20 protein-coding genes and 1 pseudogene are annotated in these 23,539 nt (G+C 49.5%); 9 read left to right on the forward strand and 12 right to left on the reverse strand.

Going from position 1 to position 23,539, the window contains the following annotated elements; genetic code table 11:
* Positions 1-5: 5 nt before the first annotated feature.
* From hemG to BLS62_RS32840, 4 genes and pseudogenes are all read right to left on the reverse strand, one after another.
* On the reverse strand, positions 6-551 hold the full coding sequence (gene hemG, locus BLS62_RS23325; protein ID WP_093186923.1) for a menaquinone-dependent protoporphyrinogen IX dehydrogenase: 546 nt from the start codon (positions 549-551) through the stop codon (positions 6-8).
* 137 nt (positions 552-688) lie between these two features.
* Positions 689-1,213: a hypothetical protein gene (locus BLS62_RS31785; protein ID WP_208991054.1), complete on the reverse strand. Its 525-nt coding sequence runs from the start codon at positions 1,211-1,213 to the stop codon at positions 689-691.
* Between the two features lie 177 nt (positions 1,214-1,390).
* Positions 1,391-2,245, reverse strand: coding sequence for a 23S rRNA (adenine(2030)-N(6))-methyltransferase RlmJ (rlmJ, locus tag BLS62_RS23335; protein ID WP_093186927.1), 855 nt, complete (start codon positions 2,243-2,245; stop codon positions 1,391-1,393).
* Between the two features lie 294 nt (positions 2,246-2,539).
* Positions 2,540-2,728 (reverse strand): annotated as a pseudogene (locus tag BLS62_RS32840) (cold-shock protein); the annotation flags it as partial.
* Positions 2,729-3,652: 924 nt separating this feature from the next.
* Here BLS62_RS32840 and BLS62_RS23345 point away from each other — a divergent pair.
* Entirely contained in the window at positions 3,653-4,318 is a 666-nt protein-coding gene (locus BLS62_RS23345) for an MBL fold metallo-hydrolase (RefSeq protein ID WP_093186932.1), read from the forward strand.
* A 45-nt stretch (positions 4,319-4,363) separates the two neighbouring features.
* On the opposite strand, the gene BLS62_RS23350 is transcribed toward BLS62_RS23345, so the two are convergent.
* Entirely contained in the window at positions 4,364-5,341 is a 978-nt protein-coding gene (locus BLS62_RS23350; RefSeq protein WP_093186934.1) for a DUF1402 family protein, read from the reverse strand.
* A gap of 115 nt (positions 5,342-5,456) precedes the next feature.
* Positions 5,457-5,906, reverse strand: a complete 450-nt coding sequence (locus BLS62_RS23355; protein ID WP_093186936.1) for a septal ring lytic transglycosylase RlpA family protein — start codon at positions 5,904-5,906, stop codon at positions 5,457-5,459.
* A 164-nt stretch (positions 5,907-6,070) separates the two neighbouring features.
* Between BLS62_RS23355 and BLS62_RS23360 the strand changes: the two genes are divergently transcribed.
* The 3 genes from BLS62_RS23360 (at position 6,071) to BLS62_RS23370 (ending at position 10,592) form a co-directional block, all read left to right on the forward strand.
* On the forward strand, positions 6,071-7,015 hold the full coding sequence (locus BLS62_RS23360; protein ID WP_093189487.1) for a heparan-alpha-glucosaminide N-acetyltransferase: 945 nt from the start codon (positions 6,071-6,073) through the stop codon (positions 7,013-7,015).
* Positions 7,016-7,570: 555 nt separating this feature from the next.
* Entirely contained in the window at positions 7,571-8,737 is a 1,167-nt protein-coding gene (locus tag BLS62_RS23365) for an OmpP1/FadL family transporter (protein WP_093186939.1), read from the forward strand.
* 598 nt (positions 8,738-9,335) lie between these two features.
* Positions 9,336-10,592, forward strand: coding sequence for an OmpP1/FadL family transporter (locus BLS62_RS23370; protein WP_093186942.1), 1,257 nt, complete (start codon positions 9,336-9,338; stop codon positions 10,590-10,592).
* Between the two features lie 52 nt (positions 10,593-10,644).
* Here the strand turns inward: BLS62_RS23370 and BLS62_RS30835 are convergent, their stop codons facing one another.
* Positions 10,645-11,145, reverse strand: a complete 501-nt coding sequence (locus BLS62_RS30835; protein ID WP_143521591.1) for a hypothetical protein — start codon at positions 11,143-11,145, stop codon at positions 10,645-10,647.
* Positions 11,146-11,631: a hypothetical protein gene (locus BLS62_RS23380; protein WP_093186947.1), complete on the reverse strand. Its 486-nt coding sequence runs from the start codon at positions 11,629-11,631 to the stop codon at positions 11,146-11,148.
* A gap of 236 nt (positions 11,632-11,867) precedes the next feature.
* On the opposite strand from BLS62_RS23380, the gene uvrB reads away from it, so the two are divergent.
* Both uvrB and BLS62_RS23390 read left to right on the forward strand, forming a co-directional pair.
* Positions 11,868-14,711, forward strand: a complete 2,844-nt coding sequence (gene uvrB / locus BLS62_RS23385; protein ID WP_093186950.1) for an excinuclease ABC subunit UvrB — start codon at positions 11,868-11,870, stop codon at positions 14,709-14,711.
* Between the two features lie 131 nt (positions 14,712-14,842).
* A complete protein-coding gene (locus BLS62_RS23390; RefSeq protein ID WP_093186953.1) occupies positions 14,843-15,304 on the forward strand; it encodes a plastocyanin/azurin family copper-binding protein in 462 nt (153 codons plus the stop codon).
* Positions 15,305-15,395: 91 nt separating this feature from the next.
* Here BLS62_RS23390 and BLS62_RS23395 read toward each other — a convergent pair whose 3' ends face one another.
* The 3 genes from BLS62_RS23395 to BLS62_RS23405 form a co-directional block, all read right to left on the reverse strand.
* Complete coding sequence (locus tag BLS62_RS23395) at positions 15,396-16,310, reverse strand: DMT family transporter (protein ID WP_208991055.1); 915 nt, start codon at positions 16,308-16,310, stop codon at positions 15,396-15,398.
* 373 nt (positions 16,311-16,683) lie between these two features.
* Positions 16,684-17,094, reverse strand: a complete 411-nt coding sequence (locus BLS62_RS23400) for a DUF3775 domain-containing protein (RefSeq protein WP_093186958.1) — start codon at positions 17,092-17,094, stop codon at positions 16,684-16,686.
* A gap of 507 nt (positions 17,095-17,601) precedes the next feature.
* Positions 17,602-18,021, reverse strand: coding sequence for a GtrA family protein (locus BLS62_RS23405; protein ID WP_208991056.1), 420 nt, complete (start codon positions 18,019-18,021; stop codon positions 17,602-17,604).
* A gap of 250 nt (positions 18,022-18,271) precedes the next feature.
* Here BLS62_RS23405 and BLS62_RS23410 point away from each other — a divergent pair, with 250 nt between their 5' ends.
* Positions 18,272-19,471: a pyridoxal phosphate-dependent aminotransferase gene (locus BLS62_RS23410; RefSeq protein WP_093186961.1), complete on the forward strand. Its 1,200-nt coding sequence runs from the start codon at positions 18,272-18,274 to the stop codon at positions 19,469-19,471.
* Positions 19,472-19,546: 75 nt separating this feature from the next.
* Here the strand turns inward: BLS62_RS23410 and BLS62_RS23415 are convergent, their stop codons facing one another.
* A complete protein-coding gene (locus BLS62_RS23415; protein WP_093186963.1) occupies positions 19,547-20,260 on the reverse strand; it encodes a hypothetical protein in 714 nt (237 codons plus the stop codon).
* 448 nt (positions 20,261-20,708) lie between these two features.
* Here BLS62_RS23415 and BLS62_RS23420 point away from each other — a divergent pair, with 448 nt between their 5' ends.
* A complete protein-coding gene (locus tag BLS62_RS23420; RefSeq protein WP_093186965.1) occupies positions 20,709-21,224 on the forward strand; it encodes a DUF992 domain-containing protein in 516 nt (171 codons plus the stop codon).
* A gap of 246 nt (positions 21,225-21,470) precedes the next feature.
* Entirely contained in the window at positions 21,471-23,534 is a 2,064-nt protein-coding gene (locus BLS62_RS23425) for an elongation factor G (RefSeq protein ID WP_093186968.1), read from the forward strand.
* Positions 23,535-23,539: the final 5 nt, after the last annotated feature.

Genomic DNA, 23,539 nt, shown 5'->3' on the forward strand with positions numbered 1-23,539 from the left:
CTCTGTTAGGATTGAGCTGGTTGCCAGATTGCCAATTCCTCTGCAAAGCCGTGGACTGCGTTCCAGTCCGTGAATTCGATGGCGAGCTTTGGATCTGTTGGCCCCTTGCTCATGCGCATAATGAGCTGAATCATGATGCGATCCCACGGTTTGTAATCTGGATAATTCAATGCCCCTGCAAAAACAGCGCAGTGTTTTGGGAGGAACTTTGATTTTACCAAGAACTTCTTGAGGTAAGCGTTGGTTTGTGGCGTGCATTTCTCTGGCTTGCGGGCAGTGAGGTTTACAGAGAAGAAGGCAGTTTGGGCGGCATTGAGAGCTACCAGATTGTTCGTGATGAACCTACGAACTGGAACTAGGTGAAAGCCGTAGCGAACGGGCGCGCCAATCAGCAAACATGACTTATTCAGATCCTCGGGAAGGTGCTCTTGCCCTGTTGTGAGTGGGAGAAACACCATCTCATGGGCGTTGTCTTCAAGGATGCTTGCGATTTTACCAATGATCTTTTTGGTCTGACCATCGTGGCTGGCATAGGCGAGATAGTATTTCATAGGATTGGTGCACCGTAGGGCTGATCTACTGGTGAGCTTAAGGCACACAGCCGAACAGTCCTACGGGGCATGATGTAGCATCTCTGCTAAGCGCATGTTGTTGTCCGCCTTTCGGACCGACTTTTCGGCAATACGCTTTAGCGGGGAATAATTTCTTGTTCAGGCCGCACTGTTCGGCATTCCCCATCGTAGACACGATATTTGTCGAGACCATCCAGACAGGCCTCAACGCCCCAGGATAGGCCAAGGAATCCATCATATTGGATGAGAGCATAATAGATGCGGTGACGGGTATCATCGGTCAGAGTTGCGACGCCATTGCAATAACGGCGGGCAATTGGGCTGGGTCGCCGTATTGTAAAATCAGACTCGCGAATTTCTTCTAATATTTTGATTTTCCGGCCATCGTAATAGCTTGGAACAGCTCGTGCGATACGGCGAGCAACAGCTCTTTGGGCTTTGCCGGAGTCGCACTCAGGTAGATATGCACCGGACCAACCAAAATACACCTTGTCATCGGGATCAATGAGGTCTTCTTCGTCGATCTGAGGCATGGAGGCATCATAGGAGCCGGGGGGAACCAAGTCCGCTGCGTAGGTCGCCCCAGTTGCAATACTCAATACGGTTGCTGTCAGTAGTCTAAGTAGGGATCTCGCGCGCATAAACTCTCTCCATGGAAAGGCTGGCATGTTCTGAAGCAATATGAATTGCCTGCAGGAAGCGGGAATGCACCAGCCTCAGAAGAGGCGCGACGAGATACAAAAAGCGCATTGGCTTTAACCCTGCGCTTTAAGCAATCAGTGATTTGCGTTTGTGGGTCAATCAAAGGTTCTGAGGGGTCACTCAGGAATGACCTGTTCTACGTTCCATGCTGCATTCTTGCCCTGTGTCAGGGTTTTGCAAAGCCATGGAAGTGCAGTATTCATATCCTTGGTGAGTGTCCAGGGTGGGTTGATGACAATCATGCCGCTGGCTTTCATCGCCGCATCGTCACTTACCACGCCTGCAGAAAGCTCAATTTTAATCGTGTTCCGAATGCCAGCTTCTTCAAGTGTAGCAATGAGTTGTCTGACAGCGCGGAATTTTTTAACTGGGAACCAAATGGCGAAAATACCCGTCTGCCAGCGTTTCCACCCGCGAATAATGCCGTCTGCCAAACGGTCAAATTCATCTTCGACTTCATAGGCGGGGTCGATGAGCACGACGCCGCGACGTTCTTTTGGCGGAAGGAAGCTACCCAATGCTAACCATGCATCCAAGGCAATAACCTTGACTTTTTTGTCCCCGCCGTAATTGTTTTTCAGCTCTTCAAAATCTTCTGGATGAAGTTCTGTCAACGTCAGACGATCCTGCTTTCGGGCCAGCATGCAGGCAATTTCAGGGGACCCTGGGTAAAATTGCACACCACCACCTGGGTTAAGATTCCCAACAGTCTCCAACCAAGGGGCAAGCGCCTGCTTAACGCCCTCAGGAGCCTCATCGATCTGCTCCAGTACTTTGCCGACGCCCTGTTGCCACTCGCCCGTTTTCTGCGCCTTCTCCGAGGTCAGATCATAAAGACCGACGCCTGCATGAGTGTCCAGCACACGGTAGGCACCCTCTTTCTTTTGAAGGTACATCAGGATGTTTGCGAGCACGGCATGTTTCAGCACGTCGCCGATATTGCCTGCGTGATAGATGTGGCGATAATTCATTTTGGGTGACGTCAGTCCTTGGTGAAGCGCTTTGGTGCGGGTGACTGCTGGTGTTGGTCGCGCCTGTTTCTCTCAGCATACCGTTTTCGAGCTTATAGTCTGAGGAGAGCGCAAGAAACAAGGAACATTATGGGATGGGCGTGGATTTAGACTTACAGAAAAACTAAAGGCAGCTCGATGCTGCCTTTAGAAAAAGATGAGAATAGGGAGGTAGGTCTTTTAATCTTGACCCACATCCGCCATTTCTGGCTGAGATTGTGGTTCCTCAGCAGTCGCAGCAGCTCCGTCTTCCAGTCGTAATTCGACTGCTTTTGGACCTTTGCCACGGCGATCTGGTTCTGTCTCAAAGGAAATACTTTGACCGCTATCAAGTGTGGTCAGGCCAGAGCGTTCTACAGCTGAGATATGTACGAATACATCGGTGCTGCCTTCATCTGGTGTGATGAAGCCAAAGCCTTTATCTTGCTTGAAGAATTTAACTATACCTGATTGGCGTGGCCCACGCTCTACTGGTGGATAACTGCGTCGTCCGCCGCTGCCACCACCACCATCGGGACCATCCCGGAAGCCGCCGCCGCCGCCTTCGCCACCACTGCGGTTATTATCGCCGTGCCCATTTGCACGATAGCCATCATTTCGGTCTCCGCCGTTTGCTCCCGGTCCTCGGTTGCCGAAGAGACCTCTGTTACCGCTTTCTACTGGAGGAGGCGCGTAGGCATCACGCCCGGTATCGCTTGGAAAATAAGAGGGTGCCCCAAATTCCGGGCCGAAATCTTGCGAATCCCCAAATTCGCGCTTGCCGCCTCGTTTGCTGCGCGGCCGACGACCCGAATTCCCATTATGCATTACAATATCGCCTTTCCTGCGGACAGAAACCTGCCAGTGTCCGCATGTACTCGCTTTGTCAAAGCCAAATGCTCCAGCCGAAAACAAATAAAAAAACTAATCAAATGTCTTAGTGGTGCCTTGGTTAAGAGCTCCTACCTGCCATACACTGCAAATACTCACTGATATGCTTGCTCAGCTAATAGTACTGGTCAGAACATCACAGCCAGTATTTGCGAATGTGCGACATATCATAGGGTTCAGTCGGGTAATAGAGCAAGCTTTTCCTAGGGAAGGCTAACGTAAATCCATATTATATAGGGGGCATATCGTTGAAAATTGGATTATTTGCCTTTGTTTAACTCCAGAAATTTGAAGTTTTTTTCAGAGTACAGCCGAAATTTGCATGTTAGACTGTGATTGCAATCTAAAATGGTATTTATTTGGACTTGTAGCCTTGGTTATATTTGAAAATCATAATATTTGCTGAGTCCTGTCAAGCGCGAGGTTTTCTATAGACTGGTCCATTAAATCTCATTGGAGTATGTTGCTGAAAATTCATCATTTGGAGACCAGCCGATAATGACTGATACCAGCAACAAGGCAGATTTTTCAGAGGTGCAGATCACAGTCGTTCCTGTGACTGCTTTTCAGCAAAACTGCAGCATTGTTTGGAACAAAAACACGCGTAAAGCTGTCGTGGTGGATCCAGGTGGAGATGTAGACCAGATTTTGGCGGCTCTTAAAGAGCTTGATGTGGTTGTTGAGCACATTCTTATTACGCACGGTCATATTGACCATATTGGCGGTGCAACTGAACTGGCGGAAACGCTAGGCATTAAAATCATTGGTCCTCATAAAGCGGATCGTCCGTTGATTGAGCGTGTTGAGGAGCAGGCCAAACAATTCGGCTTGGCTTCAGTTCGTAAAGTTGAACCGGATCAATGGCTTGAGGACGGAGACACCGTTACAGCCGGTGGCGTTGAATTTGATGTGCTGCATTGTCCTGGTCATGCGCCCGGTCATGTGGTGTTCTTCAACCGAGATATGAAGCTTGCAATTTCTGGTGATGTGCTGTTTGCAGGTTCTGTTGGTCGTACTGATTTGCCGGGTGGTGACCATGCAACACTGATTTCCTCCATTAAGGAAAAGATGCTCCCGCTTGGCGATGATGTCACGTTCCTGCCGGGGCATGGTCCAGCTTCGACGATTGGCGAGGAAAAAAAGACAAACCCTTTCCTTAAATAGGGTCCTTGTGTTTGTTGTTCTAAAGGGGAGCCTGAGCTCCCTTTTTCATTTAAGCAAGGCTCTGAGGTCTTCAATCCGTTCGTTTATGAGCCAGCCATAATAATTCTCTCTTGGCAGGAGGGCCGGCCTGACATTACGCTTGTTTCTGAAAGAAATTGCGCGTTCCCAGGGGTTTCCTAGATTGTAGAGTGTGGATGTGAGGCCGGGGTTTAATGAGATGTCGACATTGGCTACCTTGCGATAGGCATCAATGGCGTCTTTCAGAACAGCTGCCGTGTAATGAATGGACTTTGCGGGATCCATGACTGTCTTGTAGAGACCTGAAGCGTCCTTCGGGTTCAACTTTGGCAGGCCACTAATGGTATTGACCATGTCATTCATCTTGAGGGCAGTCAGGGGAGTTATCTGCCCCAGACCAAAACTTTGTCCCGCAAACATGGGTCTGAAAAAGGTTCGATGAAAACGCTCTCGCGGATATTTGATGCCATCCACTTTTCTGCCGAGGAACGTCCTGTTCCAGACAAGTTCATAACAACGCCATTTGCCGTTGCTTGTTTCTTCTCTCTGGCATTTGTTGAATTGGGGTCTTTGAATGAAACTCCAGATTTTCTCGCCATCATATTGGAATGAAAACGGTATTCTGGCGTACTGCAGGGCTTTCATATAGTAGCTCTGGGCGCTGTCCAAACTATCGTAATTATAGGTGTGCTCTCCGACGATCGCACCCAAAATGTGAATAGGATCAATCCTGTAGAGGTCTGCAACTTTTTTAATGCGGGAGATAAGCCTGTCTTCACGTTTCAAAACGGACAGGATGCGTTTGAATTTTTTTTCATAGGTGCGATTGAAGGCACTGGTGCGTGTGGCCGACGCGTTGGGGATGTTGGGCTGAGCCTTCAATCTGTTACCTACGGGAACAGCGAGGGGTACGCTTGCCTCAATGGGTGCAGTGAAATAGGCCTGTGATGATACAATAAGTAGTGAGGCCACAAGAATTGAACGTGCTTTACTCGATGATACCATAGCAATTGAGCTCTTATTTATTGTTTATTCATGGACGCATATCTCCTTTGTTGTAATTGAATTGTCCTAAAAATTTATTCATTTAGAAGTTCTGAAGTAAAGCTGAAGTTACGTGTTATTTTTTACATGCGTGTCCTGTCAGGTATTTCTTGAATTCATTTGCTACTGTTATTCGAACTGGTGTAACACCATTGTCCATGAAGTCGAGCTCAATCGCCGCCGCTTTGGAAAGGTCTATGAGCCTGCTCTTTGCATAAGGGCCTCGATCGTTCACTCTAACCGTCAACGTTTTGCCGTTTGATAGGTTGGTGACCATAACCTGCGTTTCCATTGGGAGCGTGAGATGGGCAGCCGTTAGCTTGCTAGGGTCCATCATTTCCCCATTGGCCGTTTGAGATCTGAGCGCATACCACGATGCCTCGCCGCACTGAGAGGTTGTTGCAATTTCAGTGTGATGAGGGCGGAGGATAAATGTGACAAACACAAGAATGATCGCAGCAGTCAATATGACCAGAGCATAAACGCGGCTTCTTTTGCGTATTAAGCCTCTGTTATTCAACGACATCTCATGTCCTCTTAGTCATTTCTGTCTCCCATTTATACAGAATTTCCTTGGGTTTAGGGAGCGGAGAGACTTTATGGATTGGGGAGTTGGTTTATTCTTTCTGAAGATTGTCGGGGTGTTTGGATTATTCCAAAGATCTCTTCGAAGGATTGAAAGGGAACAACGTGCAACAGAACACATTGCCTGGTCGACTTATTCTCGCGGATGCCGCACGCGGATTAGCTTTACTGGCAATGGCAGTTTACCACTTGTCCTGGGACCTATCCTGGTTTGGTATTGTGGGGTGGGATGTTTCTGGTGCGCCTGCATGGCAACATTTTGCGCAGATTATCGCCGGGAGTTTTATGTTTCTGGTTGGGTTCAGTCTGGTTCTCGGGCATAAAAACGGAATTCGCTGGGAACGGTTTTGGACGCGGGAAATCCGCGTTGCTATAGCTGCGCTTGCGGTCTCCGTCGTGACTTACTTTATCTTTCAAGATCAATGGGTTCGATTTGGAATATTGCATTCCATTGTGGTTTCCAGCTTGATTGCCCTGCCGTTTGTGCGGTTGCACTACGCTTTTGCGTTGCTATGTGGGGCCGGTGTCATCGCGCTGTATATTGGGCTGGGGGATTACATTCTCCCATACCGGCAGTTTTTTTGGCTTGGGCTGAACTCACTGCCAGAAATCTCCGTTGATTATGTGCCACTTATTCCTTGGCTCGGGCCAGTTCTGCTTGGTGTGGGTTGCGGGGATATCCTAACGCGTTTTGGTCTTCTTCGGGTCTTGCGTGGATCTGCGTCGCCACACGTTGTTATGCGTTGTTTTGCGTGGTTTGGCCGGCATTCGCTCGCAACTTATCTGCTACATCAGCCGATCCTGTTTGGAACGGTTTGGGCGCTTTTGCATCTGGGTTTGTTTGGAGATGTTCAAACACGAAACTTCCAAAGCTCGTGTGTCGCATCCTGCAGTCAGACAGTAGATGTGAAGCAATGTGAGTTGGCATGTAGCTGCACGTCTGATCGACTGAAGGCGAAGGGACAGTGGCAAGCTTTGTTGGCGTCACCGAACGATGCAAATCTACGTAAAGACGCGGGACAGGTCTTTCAAGCGTGCTTGTTGCCTTAGAATCTGTGTTGTTGTGTTGAGCTGGTTGTCGCCTATTTCGGCGGGTTAAGAGTGTTGCTCATATATTACATTGTGAAAAATGCGAATTCCCACCTACTTAATTTTCTGAGGCTTCGACTAAGGCATGCTGCGTCTCCAGACAAAAATAGCATTGTAACTTCCCCTTACGTAACATACCGAAAAGTCAGAGCTAATTCAATTTTAGCTAGATCGGGCCATTTGAACTCAAGTCATTTGTTGTCGTATTATTCTGCTTACATAAGGGAAGTAGAAGCTTATATATGCCTGATTATCCAATATGATGGTATTGACCTGAATAATAGCTTGGGTAATATGCACTACGGTAAATATACATACGTATTATTGAAGTGGTGTTGAGGGAAGTTTCTAGAATTTGAGCTTAGATAATTTTTCAGTTCATGTTTTACGTTTAAAACTATGTATTGTTCAAAATTATAGTTCGTTTTCTTTTTTTGCGTGTCCTTGCACTCCTTCCAAAATAGGCCAGATCGGGAGCGTTCCTGTGCGGCCTGTGTGTTTTTTTGGGGGAAGAACATGGGTGTTTTAAAAAGTGCAACACGGGGAGTTGCATTGGGGTGTTTTGCACTAGCTGGATCAGGAGCCGCTTTTGCTGGCGCTTGGGACACGCTTGGCATTGGCTCGTTGGATTTGTTGTACGCGCCAGAGGACTTTGTGGTTGAGAGCTCGGTTACCTATGTCAACCGCAATGTTGATTATGATGTGACTGAGGCAAGTCATTCCGGTGGTACTGGAGTAACTACCGGTCCAGTTTCCTCTCGTGCGACGCCAAATATTTGGAATTACCAAGGAGCTATAAAATTCGGGATGATGGACAATGCGGATTGTCTTGCCCGGATAAACAATCCGTTTTCAATTGAGGAGGAGATGGATCATGATTGGAGAGGACGATTTTCCGGTTACGAGACTCAAGCAAAAACTTTTGCGATTGATGCGACGTGTTCCTACAAATTCCAAGTGGGTGAAGGGCGATATCTGCGGGCAATCGCCGGTGCTAGAGCTATGGATATGACTTACTATTCACAGGCTGCGCACCCCGCTGGTGTGCCTGCGGTAGTGGATCTGAAGTCAGACGGGTTGGAATATGGATGGCGTGTTGGTGTTGCTTATGAGGTGCCAGCCTATGCCATGCGTGCGAGCCTAATCTATGATTCTGAAATTAACGCTGATCTTGAAGGCCATACAGAAGTAACAGGGCTGGCCAAGTTTGATAGCTTCTCGTCTCTGACCTTGCCACAAGCCGTTGAGCTTAATGTGCAGTCTGGTGTTGCCCCGGGTTGGTTAGTGAGCGCTGGTGTTAAATGGGTTGATTGGTCTGTGATTGACGTCCTTTCTGTAACAAACGCTGCGGGTAATGAAACTGTTCACCGTAAACTGAATTTCAAAGATGGTTGGACGGTTAAAGCCGGTGTTGGTCATGCGCTGAATGAACAAGTGAGCGTGGGTAGTTCTTTGCAGTGGGATCGTGGTGTAGGTGGAAGTTATTCTGATACTTACACAGTCGGCTTCGGCAGTTCCTATGCGGCCAACAAAAATGTCAAATTTACGCTAGGGACAGCTGCTATTTACAAGACATCGGGTTCCGGGAATGCTAATAATCTCGCTAGCCATACTGTGAATGAATATGAGTATGATGGATCTTGGGCGTTTGCGGTAAATACAAAAATTCGCGTATCATTCTGAGTAAATCATAGAGACTCACTCAGGGTCATTTGAGAATAAGAGCTGGAGGTCTTGCCTCTGGCTTTTATTTTGTCTGCTTTGTGTATGAACTGTGCAGGATGCAGTTATTTTGTTGTATTTTGGCAACGATTTTGTGGAGAAATGGGCATGGTTGTTTCTTCGAGATGCTATATCAAAACTCCTAAGTAATTTCCGTATAGGTAAGGTTGACTATAGTCTCATACTTAACCAGCTCCTTTGTGGCCGTTTTATTTTATTTGCTCCTCTTCTTTGCCTTTACTTGATTACCTTGCGTGGGGTTGATGTATAAAAAACCATGACCCCATGTATTCACTCAGTACTTATACGAAGGGTGGGGTGAATAATTCTCACAATGAGATATGCATACATTCATGAGTTTTCCGGCTTGCTTAGCAAACTGGGGGGGATGCACTGCAACGCTGATTATTCAGTGGTCGTTGGGTATGGATGTATTGCTTAAGCCGCGTCTGAGATGACGTTTACTTTCCGTGCTTTAGGCAAGTGTTCCCGCTTATAGAAGATGCAATTGATTGCGCGCTTTGACGCTCAATCTAGCGAACAATGAGGGGGAGGGGACATGCGAGTTCTCAAAGTATTAGCAAGAACGACCGTTCTTGGCTGTGCGGTATCACTTTTACCTGCGTCTGCATTTGCAGGCGGTTGGTCTACCGAAGGCATTGCAGATTACGATCTGTTGTTTGCAAAAGAGAAATTTGCGTTTGAGGGGCAGTCGACTTACGCGGATCGTAATGTTGATTTCAAGAATGCTAAGACCACGATTGGTGGCAATCCTGCCGATGCAGTGGCTAAAAATCCAGGAAAAAATGGTGCAGGTGATATCGCCCCCAATGTCTGGTTAAATTCCGGTTCTGCGAAGATTGGCCTTACAGACAATATTGATTTCTTTGCACGCATCAATCAGCCCTACGTTATTAGCGAGCAACCTGGTTTTGACTGGAATGGTAAGTTTGCGATTGGTGAAACCAACGCTGAGTCGCTCGGTATTGACGCGATGTTGAGCTATAAGCACGAGGTCTCATCGGGGAAGTTCCTTCGTGTGTTTGGTGGGGTTCGCTCCGTAACCGTTGATTACGAGCAGCTTTCTAATACTCTCATAGTTCCACCATCAACTGCGCCAAAATATGATTCTACAGATGTTTCTTTGGAAGTAAATACTGACCGTGAATATGGTTTCCGACTAGGCGCTGCCTTCGAAATGCCGGAAATTGCATTGCGTGCACTGGTTGCCTATGAGTCGGAGATTGACCTCAATCTCGATGGTGATTTTGGGATCTCATTGCCAGCACTTTTGGGTGGTCCAATATCTGCGGAAGCATCAGCCGAAGCGTCTTTACCGCAATCCATTGAGGCTAAAGTTCAAAGTGGCGTTGCGCCCGGCTGGTTGGTTTCGCTCGGTGTAAAATGGGTTGATTGGAGCGTACTTAATAAGCTGGCAGTAAACCTTACCAGTGCTGATGTGAGAGCCCCTTCTAGTGTTGTGCGTGATCTAGGCTACTCAGATGGTTGGACTGTTGAAGCTGGAGTTGGTCATCAGTTGACTGAAAAACTTAGCGTTGGCAGCACTTTGACATGGGATAAAGGTATTGGTGGGCCATATTCTGATTTTTACGCTCTTGGATTAGGTGGATCTTACGATGTAACTGAGAAGGTTAAGTTTTCTCTTGGTGGTCGTGCTATTTATAAGACTGCTGGAGAAGGTTCATACAATATTGCGAGAACCACTGGTACAGACGTCGCTGAAGTCAACACAGACTACGAATACGACTCCTCTTGGAACTTTGCTGTTTCTTCAAAGATCCGTGTCGCGTTTTAAACGATATTACCTATGAAATTTTGGGGTCGAAGGAGAGATCCTTCGGCCTTTTTTATTTTGGGAGAGTGGCTGTGAGGCGGCATTCGAACTGGTCGTTGTTGCTGAAAATTATTTCGACGGATGGTTGTCTGAACGCTCTGTTAAGCCTGAAAATAACGGCTTGAGCGCCTAAGTTAACGAGGCGTGCTGGCAAGGTGTTGCTGAAGAATTTGTAGTGGGCTTTGATGGGGTGTGCTGTCAGTTTGATGACTTCTCCTGCTATCGCGATTTCTGCATACGAGCCGCTTGAACTTGTGTTGATTTCATAATCAACAAGCACTGCTGTGTCCTTTAACTTAGCGAATATGGACTGGCAGTGCCCTGTCATATCGGAGGATGCCGGTCCTGAAGTTACTGCAGTTCCGTAGTGTGCAATGACTAGGAGGAGCTCTTCAGAAATCAGTTCGGCTTTAGATGACGTTCCTGCGAGTAACGCATAACTAAAGAGCACTACTGCTGAAAGTGAGGGTAATGGAGACCTGTTCCTTGCTTGATGTTTGCATGACATCTGCAATTATTGTCTCAGCCTGAAAGCTTCGGTGCTGAGGAAACATTTATCCGTTGGCTTATCGCCTGCTGCTATGATGTGAACCACCTCATCATTGAAGTCATCTTCCATCGTAAAGATAAGACGCATAAAGCCTTTCTTCTTCAGGACGTCGGGCATTTTGTCTGATGTGAAGGAATAGGTATCAGGGATGCCAAGCGGTGTGAGCTTCACTTCAGTGTCTTCTACCAAGGCGACGGCTTTGTTTTGTGTTGCGCTTATCTGGTATTCAACGAATATTTCCTTCCCCATTTTGATTTCATATTTATCTTCGCAGGCTTTTGTCACAGATGGGTCCAGCAAACCGTCTTCTTTTAAGCCTGCTACATAGTTGAGAGGCACCAACACTTCGCCGCTGACGTTTTGCGGGGGGGCAGCTTGGGTTGACGCGGCCAGGAACAGACTTGCAGCGAATGCGGAGGCTGCACTGAGGCCTAAATTCTTGTTCTTCATTTTGTTGGTCCTGCTCGGCTGTGATGAGAAGGAGCGTCGCGCTCGCTTTTCTGTGTTGAGGACTAGTCTGCGGCAACCTCTGGACACACTCAATTTAATGCGCGTGCGCTGGTTAAGGGAGAGCAACGTTGCTGTTTAAAAGCAATCTAACAATTTAAGAGGATGATTACTTGAAGGTGATGGAACGAAGTAAGAACATACTTTCTTTTCGAAATGACTCACGGCATAGTGTGCCCATGACAAAGCGCCCTACAAAATCCTCCAAGTCTTCTTCTCTTCCTGAGTCCGATGAAGCTGCTTCCGGTTTCGGAGAGGCTCCGCAATCTGCATTATCTGGCAGTCCGTTGTCTGGTTCGATCTCAGACTGGGCTGGGCAGATAGCTGAGGAAGACCTGTCTGAATTGAAGGCGGTTAAAGAAGCTGAGCAGCTTGTTGAAGCTAAGGCGCCGGCTAAGAAAAAGGCTGCGCCCGCAAAAAAGCCTGCTGCCAAGAAGCCAGCCGCAAAGGCGAAGAAGGCCCCGGCTAAGTCCGCGCGTGGAACCTCCATGGGGGCGACCAATGATCCGCGTGAGCGGGCGAAGGGTGGCTTGAACCCGGTTGCTGGGTTGGATATCTCGCTGGAAGAAGCGGAAAAGCTGCTTGCGACTCATGTGAAGGATACCAAGAAGAAGAGTAAGAAGGTCAAGGAAGACATTTTCACCGGAGCAACAGCGACTGTACAGGCGCTAGCCCGGTTGATTGAGCAGGGCCGGTCTGATGAGTCTGGTGAGGATGCATGGGTTCCGCACCGTCCTGAGCGCCCCTCAAAGTCTGAGGGTGGTATTCCTTTTGAGCTTCAATCCGAGTTTGAACCCAAAGGGGATCAGCCCACAGCGATTGCTGATTTGAAGTCAGGTCTTGGGGATGGTGATAAAACGCAGGTTCTGCTTGGGGTAACCGGGTCGGGTAAGACTTTTACCATGGCGCAGTTGATCGCGCAGACCCAGCGCCCGGCCTTGATCCTTGCCCCCAACAAGACGCTGGCCGCGCAGTTGTATGGTGAGTTTAAAAGCTTCTTCCCGAACAATGCCGTTGAATATTTTGTTTCCTACTATGACTACTATCAGCCGGAAGCCTATGTGGCCCGGACGGATACCTTCATTGAGAAGGAAAGCTCTATCAACGAGCAGATTGATCGGATGCGGCACTCGGCTACACGTTCTTTGCTGGAGCGCGATGATGTGATCATTGTTGCATCGGTCTCCTGTATCTACGGTATCGGCTCGGTTGAGACCTATACGGCGATGACCTTCCAGCTGGAGGTTGGCGAGAAGATTGAACAACGCCAGTTGCTGGCTGATCTGGTGGCGCTACAATACAAGCGCAACGATGTGGCCTTCCAGCGTGGTACGTTCCGAGTGCGGGGCGATACCATTGAAGTGTTCCCGGCGCACTATGAGGACCGGGCGTGGCGTATTTCTCTTTGGGGTGATGAGGTTGAGACCATCACAGAGTTTGATCCGCTGACGGGTAAAAAGTCCGGCGAGCTTCAGCTGGTGAAAATTTACGCGAATTCGCACTATGTGACGCCGAAGCCAACGCTGAACCAAGCCACCAAGTCGATCAAGGCAGAACTGAAACATCGCCTTCAGGAGCTGAATGATCGTGGCCGATTGCTGGAAGCGCAGCGGTTGGACCAGCGCTGTACGTTTGATCTGGAGATGATGGAAGCCACTGGCGCCTGTGCAGGTATTGAGAACTACTCCCGTTACCTGACAGGACGTGCGCCGGGTGAACCGCCGCCAACGCTGTTTGAATACCTGCCTGATAATGCCTTGGTCTTTGTTGATGAGAGCCATGTGACTGTGCCGCAAATTGGTGCCATGTACAAAGGCGATTTCCGCCGGAAAGCAACCTTGGCAGAGTATGGCTTCCGGTTGCCATCTTGTATGGACAACCGACCTTTGCGGTTTGAAGAGTGGGATGCGATGCGCCCGCAAACTGTTGCTGTTTCTGCGACCCCCGGTAACTGGGAGATTGTCGAGGCAGGCGGTGTGTTTGCTGAGCAGGTTATTCGCCCGACTGGTTTGACTGATCCTGATATCGAGATTCGCCCTGCGAAAACACAGGTTGACGATTTGCTGGGCGAGGTGCGCGAAAAGGCGGCTGAGGGTTATCGGACGTTGGTGACAACGTTGACCAAGCGGATGGCGGAGGATTTGACCGAGTATCTGCACGAGAACGGTGTGCGGGTGCGTTACATGCACTCCGATATTGATACGCTGGAACGGATCGAGATCCTACGCGATCTGCGCCTTGGTGCATTTGATGTGTTGATCGGGATTAACTTGCTGCGTGAGGGGTTGGATATTCCAGAATGTGCGCTGGTTGCCATTCTGGATGCGGATAAGGAAGGCTTCCTGCGCTCTGAAACCTCATTGGTTCAGACCATTGGTCGTGCGGCGCGTAACGTGGACGGCAAGGTTATCCTCTACGCGGACAGGATGACCGGCTCTATGGAACGGGCGATTGCGGAAACCGACCGCCGCCGGGCCAAGCAAGAAGAATACAATGTGGAGCACGGGATTACGCCGGAAAGCGTGAAGCGTTCCATAGGCGATATTTTGGAAAGCGTTTACGAGCAAGATCACGTTTCTGTCGATGCTGGCTTTGCTGAGGAAGGGGCTACGATCGGGCACAACCTCAAGGGGCATATTGAGGACCTTGAGAAACAGATGCGCGAAGCGGCGGCTGATCTTGAGTTTGAAAAAGCGGCTCGTTTGCGGGATGAGGTTAAGCGACTTCAGGTAACCGAGCTTGCGATCTCTGATGACCCTATGGCGCGGCAACGGACGGTGGAGCAGCAAGCCGGTGGGTTTAGCGGTTCCAAAAAATACGGCAAGGCAGGCAATTTGCCGAAAGAAAATGCCAAGAAAGAAGGCGCCAGCAAAAGCAAGGTTCACAAACCGGGCCTTGATGAAATGGGGCCGGGGACAGACATGCCAACTCCTGCAGGCGCTTCAACCGAGAAGAAGCCACGCAGAACTGCCAGCGGGCGAAGCTCAGGCGGGCGTCCGGGAACCCGGACTTACAGGAAGTAGAGCCTATAGAGCTGTTTGCCGTTAAATCGGGAATACGCTTTATTTTTGAGCTGGCTGCGTTAGATCAATGTGGCCAGCTTTTTTGCAGCGCATGTTGATAATAGTTCCGAATTGCAAGTGAGTTATCTCCCATGAAAACGACTTTATCAGCTCTTTTTGTAAGCGCGCTTCTATTGGGCGGCGCGCTGGCTGAGGATGCAAAAACTTACTCTGTTAGTCAGGTGACTGACGCCAGTGCATCCAAGCTGTCACACATGTTCCGCTTTGAACCTGATTTGTTGCAAGTGCCTGCTGGAGCAACGGTTTCATTTGATAATTTTGACGGCGACCACACTGTTGTTTCGATCAAGAAAATGACACCGGATGGTGGACCCTCTTTTAAGTTTAACAAGCTTGATGCAGATCGGTCCGTTACCTTTGACACACCGGGCATTTACGGTGTCACCTGTGGCTTGCATGGGCGTTTTGGCATGGCGATGCTGATCAATGTGGGGGATGGTTCTGCAGATATTGCTGGTGGCCGATCTGTTGTGCCGGGTGGTCGCAAGGGCAAGAAACTAATCGAGCTACTGGATAAGCTGGAGGCGCAATAAGCTTCTTGTGCATAAATGGGTATGGCGCGTAGCGCGCGAAAGGCAGCTTGTTGGCTGCCTTTTTTTGTAGTTTGATCTAAATGCCGCGCGACTATTCAGGGACGGGCGTTCGTCGGAATTTGATGAAGTGCGGGCCAACTTCCACCAGCAGAATGCTGCCGAAGATCAGGGCACAGCCGAATATTCCTGCAAATGGGAGCCTCTCTCCCAGGAAGAATGCCGCTGCCAGTGCTGCAAAGAGGGCTTCGGAGGACAGCATGATCGCTGCGTCTGATGGGGTGGTCCATTGCTGAGCGAAGGCTTGAAACGTGAAGGCGACACCACCGGAAAGGGCGCCCGCGAAGAAGATCTCAAACCATGCATCCTGAATGGCTTGCAGAGTATAGGTCTCGTAAAAGAATGAGATGATGAGCGTGACCACGCCAATGAAGGTGAATTGCAGTGCTGCAATGGCAATCGGGCGGCCTGAGCTGGTTGCAGCTTTGCCCATGTAGATCATTTGCAAGGCCCAGAAGAAGGCGCAGATCAACATGAATGCATCGCCCATGTTCAAGGTGGTCAGTCCGCCACCGAGCAGGTAAATGCCGAGCAAGGTTATTATGCTGGCGGGCCAGACGAGAAAATTCGGGTGCCCTTTGAAGAAGACCTTCACCAGAATTGGGGTCAGCACAACGTAAACGGCAGTTAGAAAGCCTGCGTTGGTGACAGAGGTGACGAGCATACCAAATTGCTGGAGCACTGTTCCAAGCGTAAAGCTGACGCACACGATAAATATCATGGGCCAATGGGCTTTGCTGATCTTCCTGGTGGAATGAACGCGTCGTTCTCGGAGTGCAAACGGAATTACCACTAGAGCGGCCAGAAGAAAGCGCATAGCGGTAAATTGCAAGGGGCCGAGGCTCTCCATTGCAGTGGATTGCGTAACAAATGCTATGCCCCAAATGAGGCCAGCCATAAGAAGAAGAATGTTTGCAGATGCCCTAGTCATCTCGAAGATGTACTTCAAGCGTATGTGCCCTGCAAGCGTCTACTTATAGGGTAAGTTGAGTTTCTCTCATGAAGGGTCGGCTAATTTCTGGCGGTTAGAATACAAAGAGAACCAGAAACATTACGCCGACAAAAGCGCCTATTAACGCGGCCGCTACTGGCCATGGTGATTGAGTGTGACTGGTCTGATCTTGGCGATGGTATTCAAATGGCGAAGTGCTCATTGTTTCCCCCTGTGACCCCGGTCAGTTGTGTTTCTGAGTAAGGGCCTGATAACGCGGATTACATCGACTACAGAGTTACTATATTACTGGATTTTGGTGTGTTCGAGATACCACAGGTTGAGCTTAAGCAGATCGCTCAATTGCAAAACTGCTAGTTCCCATATTTTCTCATAGATCTAGAGCTTCGAGACCGGCCTCGAGATAATCAGGCAAGAGCGGCAGGTCTAAGAGGTAGGTAGCTATCGGAGAATTGGCTCGTTCTCTGGCTTCCGTGAAGGCCAGGTCCAGGTCGCCTGTCTCGTAATCACCCCGTCCGATCCACGCGATTGCAACCAGTTCAGTCGCTTCGTCGATGTTGAGATCCTCGATGATTTCTTTCAGTTCGGTTGCGGATGAGTCGTCATTTTCTTCTTCCGCGAGGCCGTCGTGAAGATGCGCGTTGTCCAGCGTCTCCGGATCAAGGGTAACATCCCCTTCATGCCCGTCCTCATAAGTATCTGGCAGGCTTACGGAAACGGCACGCGCTTTTTGTACAATCATACGAACGGTATCTGCAGATAGTGCTAATTCTACGGCCATGGGTCATCCCCGTTTTTTGCTGTAGCAGAACGTTACTCCTGTTCCGAATTATTCTGCAAGTGGAACTTACAGAACAGCTGTCTCCGTTCTTTATGGGCTCCCTCGCAGTATGGAGGGAAGCTGCGTTATGGGGGGCTTAAGATATAGAAAAGAAAAGGGAATTGGTTAAATGAGGGTTAGTTAGCTGCTGAAAGTTACAGTAAGTAATTCTACAGAGCAGAACCTATCAGTTTTATATGGTTAAAAAAACAATATATACCGCTACGGTAGGGGTTGTTTGTGCGCTGCACCTAAGAGTAGAATTTGATTCAAGGGCAAAACTAATAGCAAATTCTCTTAAATTTCTAGGTGCTGGCGGACCTGAGTGCTCCGTGTTGGCAGGGTGTTATTTCGCTCTGTCAGCACGGCCTTATTTGCCTTCAATCAGATCGTTTTAAGCCTGCTGAATCCCTCACTTTTCGTGAAGGTCTTTCTGAGAAAACCACCCTCGTCTTTCGGGAGTATTCTTCATGCTTTGAACGCGTAAATTTTGGAGAGCACGAAGTTGAATGTCATAGACACAAGCGTTGCCAGGATCACTGCAAGATAAGCTGAGAAACCATCGAGGAACCCGACGAGCGCGCTGTAGGTGCCATAATTGATGACTGCACCCACGCTGTTGACTGCCACAAAGCGTAGATACTCCGAGAATGGGCTTCCAGCGGATTTAAAGGTGAAGATTCGATTCCAGAACCAATTGTTGGTCATGGCAACCCAGATGGACAGCACACGGGAAATGAACGGGTCGAGCCCAACCACCTGAATAAAGAAGGCGAGGGTCAGCAGGTCTACAATAAGACCGGAGCCGCCAACCATTCCAAACCGAATAAACTGATTGCGCATGAGCCGATAGTAGAGGGTTTTCATGGTTGTCGTGGTCTTGCCCAAAGGTTTCGCCCGCATTTTTTGCTGGTCAAAGAATGCTTGGGTGCTTAGCGGGAAAGGCAAAGGAAAACAAGAGACCCAGCGTCACATGCCACCTTGATAAACTTGGAGAGCAATATTTGAAAAATTCTGCAGCATCCTGCGAAATATTAGCAGGCAAAAAACAGTGTTTAAGCTTGCCAAGTAACGGGGAGAAGCCTAGGGTCCATCCGCTAAATTTTGCGTATTTCGCAGTGTTTCCATGGAGGGCAGTATGGGCTTTATCGCAGACGCACTTTCACGTGTAAAACCTTCTGCAACAATCGCAGTGACCAACAAGGCCCGTGAACTCAAGGCTGCTGGCCGTGATGTGATTGGACTTGGGGCTGGTGAACCTGATTTTGATACACCAGACAACATCAAAGAAGCTGCAATTGCAGCAATCAACGCTGGCAAGACAAAGTACACTGCCGTTGATGGCACGCCAGAGTTGAAGCAGGCAATCAGTGCCAAGTTTCTGCGTGACAATGGTTTGACCTATGAGGTCAACCAGATTACCGTTGGAACCGGCGGTAAGCAGGTGCTGTACAACGCATTGGTTGCGACGATCAATCCAGGCGACGAAGTTCTGATCCCAACACCTTACTGGGTTTCTTACCCGGATATGGTTCTGCTGGCTGGCGGCGAGCCTGTCACCATTGATGCGGACAAGAAGACCTTCAAGATTACCCCAGAAGCGCTGGAAGCTGCGATTACGCCTAAAACAAAATGGCTGATCTTCAACTCTCCATCCAACCCGTCAGGCGCTGGCTACACGCGCGTTGAGCTGAAAGCTCTGACTGACGTGTTGCTGAAACATCCGCATGTCTGGGTGATGTCTGACGACATGTACGAGCATCTCGTCTATGACGACTTTGAATTCACCACTCCTGCACAGGTCGAGCCTAAGCTTTATGAGCGTACGCTGACTGTGAATGGTGTGTCCAAAGCGTACTCCATGACAGGTTGGCGTATTGGGTATGCTGGTGGTCCGGTAGAGCTGATCAAAGCTATGGCGAAGATCCAGTCTCAGTCTACATCCAACCCATGCTCCATTTCTCAGGCAGCTGCCGTTGAAGCGCTGAATGGAACGCAGGACTTTATTCCAGTGAACAACAAGGTCTTCAAGGACCGTCGTGATCTGGTTATTTCCATGCTCAATCAGGCATCTGGCCTTGAGTGTCCTGTTCCAGAGGGTGCGTTTTACGTGTTCCCATCCTGTGCAGCGACAATCGGTAAGACGGCTCCATCTGGTAAGGTGATTGAAACCGATCTGGATTTTGCTGGTGAGCTTTTGGAAACTGAGGGTGTTGCAGTTGTTCCGGGGTCCGCATTTGGGCTTGGTCCAAACTTCCGGGTTTCCTATGCGACCTCCACTGAGGCTTTGACCGAAGCTTGTACTCGTATTCAGCGTTTCTGCGGAAACTTGAAGTGAGTTGATGAGTTTGTAAAACAAAAAAGGCGCTGCATATCGCAGCGCCTTTTTTGTTGGTGTTTCAGCGAGAGGCTTTTAGTCTGGCAAAAGCTCTTCCAGCAAATAGCTGGTGTTGAAGAATGTGCTGCGGTTTTCTTCAACCAATGTCTGTGCATCAGCGAAGGAGAAGCGAACACCAGCCATGACAGCTGCATCCTCAAGTCTTTCGGAGCGCAGGTCTGCAAACATGGTCAAGCCATTTGCTGCCTGACTGTCTGCACGGAATTCCATGCCCATTGCGTAGATGTGGTTTTCGCGCAGATAGCGATAACCCGCGTAAAAGCGTGCGTTTTCGCTTGCGTAATAAGACGCTGTAACGCCGCCCATGAGAGCGCCGTTGTCGTCAATCATTTGAACGCCGACTAAGCCATCCAAAGACAGATTGTCGAAGTGGAGCTGAGTTTCAGCGCCCAAGTAGCCTATGGATCCAGCGCTGCCGTTGATCTGGGAGGCAGATGCTACAACGCCGAAGTAGTTATAATCCTGACGACGGAAGCCCATGCGGCCTGTCGCGGAATAAAGCCCGTAATCTTTCGTGCCGCCTGCGGATACGTCAAATTGGGACGCAAAACCGGGGCCTTGACCAAATGCGACTGTTCCCGTCGCGATGCCAAGCAGTTTGCCTTCCAGCGCGCCAAATGCGGCTGTAATGCGGGTGTTGATTGGGGCTGCTTGCGTGACTGCTGGAAGAGTTGCAATGATAATTGCACCAGTTACGCCGAGCAAAGTTGTTTTCAAATGAGAGCGCATTGCTGATTCTCCGTACTCAGTTTCTGAGCGCAGAGTTTCGTGTTTTATTTAAAACATTGTTCCTAAACGTCCCATTATGGGTCAAATCGTTAAGCTTAACATCTATGGTTAATAAAGGGTTTCCGCTCTGCCAATATTTGCAAGCTTTGGCTGAGGAATCGTTTTTGTGTCTGTAACGTATTCGTTGTGTTGCGCTTTTAGAATAGAGCGCGTGAAGCCTTCATAAAAACTTAACGTTAATACGGAGAGTTGAAAGAGCCTCTGCTTACGGATTTAAGGGGCATTTCGGTGAATCCCGTCATCACGTATTCTAACAGATATCACTATATAAAAATCCTAATCTGACTAAGCGCTCTGTTCACCGTGATTTGAGCATCTCTTTGACAGATCTCATTGTTTATATTCCCATAGCTAAGATGACTTAATGGCTGCGCACTGGAGAATAATAATGAGAAAATGCCTCGCCTTAGCTGCTGTTGCTGTATTTGGTCTCAGCACCTCTGTCTATTCAGCGGATAAACCTGCGCCTCCACCACCTCCTGTTGAAACAGGGAAGGATCGTCCGGGTGTCGAAGTTGGCCTCCTGACTTGTAATCTGGTTGCCGGGACAAACTTTATTATTGGTTCCTCCCACGAATTGTCCTGCGTGTTTAAATCCCCAAGCGGTAAGCGCATTGAAGGGTACACGGGCAGGATCAACAATTACGGCATTGATATCGGTCCGGTGACCTCCGGCACTCTGGTATGGGGTGTTCTGGCTCCGAAGGCTAACCTTAAGCCGGGCGTTCTCGCTGGCAAATATGGGGGTGTTTCAGCCGGTGTCACACTTGGTGCCGGGGTACAGGCCAATGTTCTGCTGGGTGGGTTTAACCGCTCCATCGCGTTGCAGCCGTTGAGTCTGCAAGGACAGACCGGTGCGAACATTACAGCCGGCGTAACAGGTCTGCGTCTGGATAGACTGTAACCCACGAATTATCGGGGGTATTGGGAATTCTAACCTCTTGATACCCTTGAAACCTGCCGGTTTATATTGTGCGACGGACTGTCACGGTCCAGTCCGCCTTCGTTTTGGCACTTGCATATCACAGTGGTTCCGCGCGACCATACTTATCCGGATTCAAGTATTTATCCGGAAGGCGCGTGTGATTTTGCGCCGCCCGCGGCGCAAACGCCCGTGCCTGCTTCCCAACCCAAACAGGGAGTATGGATCATGGGAGACAAGCATGTTGGAGTTTCCGGAGGCAGGGTTAGCAGCCCTCGTTCGGTTGCCATTATTGGACCTTTTGCGAGTGGCAAGACCACACTGCTAGAGGCTCTACTTGCGCGAACGGGGGCTATAGGACGACAGGGAAGTGTAGACGCGAAAAGCTCGCTGGGAGACAGCGGCGATGAAGCGCGAGAACATGGCATGAGCGTGGAAACGAACATTGCCACCTGCACCTATAAGGGCGATCACTTTACATTCATTGACTGCCCAGGGTCTGTTGAATTTCTTCATGAAGGCAATAGCGTTCTAAACGGTGTGGATATTGCCGTTGTGGTTGCTGAGCCTGATGAAAAGAAAACAGCCGCTCTCCAACTCATCTTGAAAGCGCTGGAACAACGGGGCATTCCGCGCGTTCTCTTCCTCAACAAAATCGACAAAGCGACAGGCAGTGTGCGTGCAACGCTTCAGGCTTTGCAGCCTGCATCGAGTGTACCGCTGGTTCTGCGGCAAATTCCGATCTGGAAAGACGGTGTTACCTCAGGTTTCATTGATCTGGCGCTGGAACGAGCCTTTGTTTATCAGGATGGAGAAACCAGTAAGACCATTGAAATTCCTGATGATGAGCGCGCCCGTGAGGTAGAAGCGCGGTATGCCATGATGGAAATGCTCGCAGACCATGATGACGTTTTGATGGAGCAGCTGCTGGAAGATGAAGCTCCTGAGAATGACGTTGTCTTTGATGATCTGGTGCTGGAAATGCAGCGCGGTGAAATTTGCCCGGTCTTCATTGGCAGTGCGCACAAGGGCAACGGCATTCGCCGCCTTTTGAAGTGCCTGCGCCATGAAGCGCCAGATGTGGTTGAAACGCGAAAACGTCTTGGTCTTGATGAGAAGGATGCTGTTCTTCAGGTTCTCAAAACATTCCATACGTCTCATGGCGGCAAACTTTCAGTTGCGCGTTTGTTTGGTGGACAACTGAAGGAAGGTGCCATTCTGGTGGACGCCTCCGGTGATGAATATCGCCCTTCTGGCTTGTTCCACATGCAGGGTTTGCAACCGAAGAAAGTAACTGGTGCTAAGGCTGGTGATCTGGTGGCTCTGGGTAAACTGGATGAAATCGAAACCGGTGCCACATTGGGAGTTGGTGCAAAGCCGAAGACGTCTCTGTTCAATATCGAAAGCCCGGACCCCGTGTTTTCCAGAGGCATTCAGGTTGCTGAGCGTAAGGATGAGGTGAGGCTCTCGACAGCTCTTTCCAAACTCGTAGATGAAGATCCTTCCCTGACTGTGACGCACGTGCAGAGCACGGGTGAGACTATTTTGGAAGGGCAGGGCGAGATGCACCTTCGGGTTGCTCTTGAGAAGCTAACTGGCCGCTATGGGCTTGCTGTCAGCAGCTTCGAGCCTCGTATTCCTTATAAGGAAACCATTCGCGGAACGTCGGAATTGCGCGGACGTCATAAAAAACAAAGCGGTGGTCACGGTCAGTTCGGCGACGTGGTGCTGGCTATTCAGCCAATGCCGCGCGGTGAGGGACATGTTTTCCGTGACACGATCACCGGTGGTGTGGTGCCGAAGCAGTACATTCCATCTGTTGGTGACGGCGTAAAGGAGGCGCTGGAGAAAGGGCCGCTTGGATTCCCTGTTGTTGATGTAGCTGTGACGTTGAAAGATGGGTCTTACCATTCTGTCGACAGCTCTGATCAAGCTTTCCGTATGGCTGGCATTCTGGCTATGCGTGATGGATTGAAGGAGTGTAAGCCGGTTCTTCTAGAACCTGTCGATAAGGTGACGGTGGCCTGCCCATCCGATACGACAGCCCGCATTAACGCGATTGTTTCCAGTCGCCGCGGTCAGATCCTTGGATTTGACTCACGTGATGATTGGGATGGCTGGGATGAAGTTGAGGCCATGATACCGGAAAGCGAACTGAGTGATCTCATTGTTGAGCTTCGGTCTGCGACTGCTGGTGTTGCCACTTTCTCTCGGAAATTCGACCATCTGGCTGAACTGTCTGGCAAGGCGGCGGACAAGGTGATTGAAGGCGCGTCTATGACGCCAGCGTGATCAGC

It is taken from the genome of Pseudovibrio sp. Tun.PSC04-5.I4, from assembly GCF_900104145.1.
In the GTDB taxonomy this organism is placed as follows: Bacteria; Pseudomonadota; Alphaproteobacteria; order Rhizobiales; family Stappiaceae; genus Pseudovibrio.

Excerpts from the sequence above, each read along its gene's own strand:
- BLS62_RS31785 (WP_208991054.1), bottom strand. The coding sequence starts at position 1,213 with ATGCGCGCGAGATCCCTACTTAGACTACTGACAGCAACCGTATTGAGT.
- BLS62_RS23365 (WP_093186939.1), top strand. The coding sequence starts at position 7,571 with ATGGGTGTTTTAAAAAGTGCAACACGGGGAGTTGCATTGGGGTGTTTT.
- BLS62_RS23380 (WP_093186947.1), bottom strand. The coding sequence starts at position 11,631 with ATGAAGAACAAGAATTTAGGCCTCAGTGCAGCCTCCGCATTCGCTGCA.
- BLS62_RS23350 (WP_093186934.1), bottom strand. The coding sequence starts at position 5,341 with ATGGTATCATCGAGTAAAGCACGTTCAATTCTTGTGGCCTCACTACTT.
- BLS62_RS23415 (WP_093186963.1), bottom strand. The coding sequence starts at position 20,260 with ATGCGCTCTCATTTGAAAACAACTTTGCTCGGCGTAACTGGTGCAATT.
- BLS62_RS23410 (WP_093186961.1), top strand. The coding sequence starts at position 18,272 with ATGGGCTTTATCGCAGACGCACTTTCACGTGTAAAACCTTCTGCAACA.
- BLS62_RS23370 (WP_093186942.1), top strand. The coding sequence starts at position 9,336 with ATGCGAGTTCTCAAAGTATTAGCAAGAACGACCGTTCTTGGCTGTGCG.
- BLS62_RS23390 (WP_093186953.1), top strand. The coding sequence starts at position 14,843 with ATGAAAACGACTTTATCAGCTCTTTTTGTAAGCGCGCTTCTATTGGGC.
- rlmJ (WP_093186927.1), bottom strand. The coding sequence starts at position 2,245 with ATGAATTATCGCCACATCTATCACGCAGGCAATATCGGCGACGTGCTG.
- BLS62_RS23400 (WP_093186958.1), bottom strand. The coding sequence starts at position 17,094 with ATGGCCGTAGAATTAGCACTATCTGCAGATACCGTTCGTATGATTGTA.
- BLS62_RS23420 (WP_093186965.1), top strand. The coding sequence starts at position 20,709 with ATGAGAAAATGCCTCGCCTTAGCTGCTGTTGCTGTATTTGGTCTCAGC.
- uvrB (WP_093186950.1), top strand. The coding sequence starts at position 11,868 with ATGACAAAGCGCCCTACAAAATCCTCCAAGTCTTCTTCTCTTCCTGAG.
- BLS62_RS23345 (WP_093186932.1), top strand. The coding sequence starts at position 3,653 with ATGACTGATACCAGCAACAAGGCAGATTTTTCAGAGGTGCAGATCACA.
- BLS62_RS23355 (WP_093186936.1), bottom strand. The coding sequence starts at position 5,906 with ATGTCGTTGAATAACAGAGGCTTAATACGCAAAAGAAGCCGCGTTTAT.
- hemG (WP_093186923.1), bottom strand. The coding sequence starts at position 551 with ATGAAATACTATCTCGCCTATGCCAGCCACGATGGTCAGACCAAAAAG.
- BLS62_RS23425 (WP_093186968.1), top strand. The coding sequence starts at position 21,471 with ATGGGAGACAAGCATGTTGGAGTTTCCGGAGGCAGGGTTAGCAGCCCT.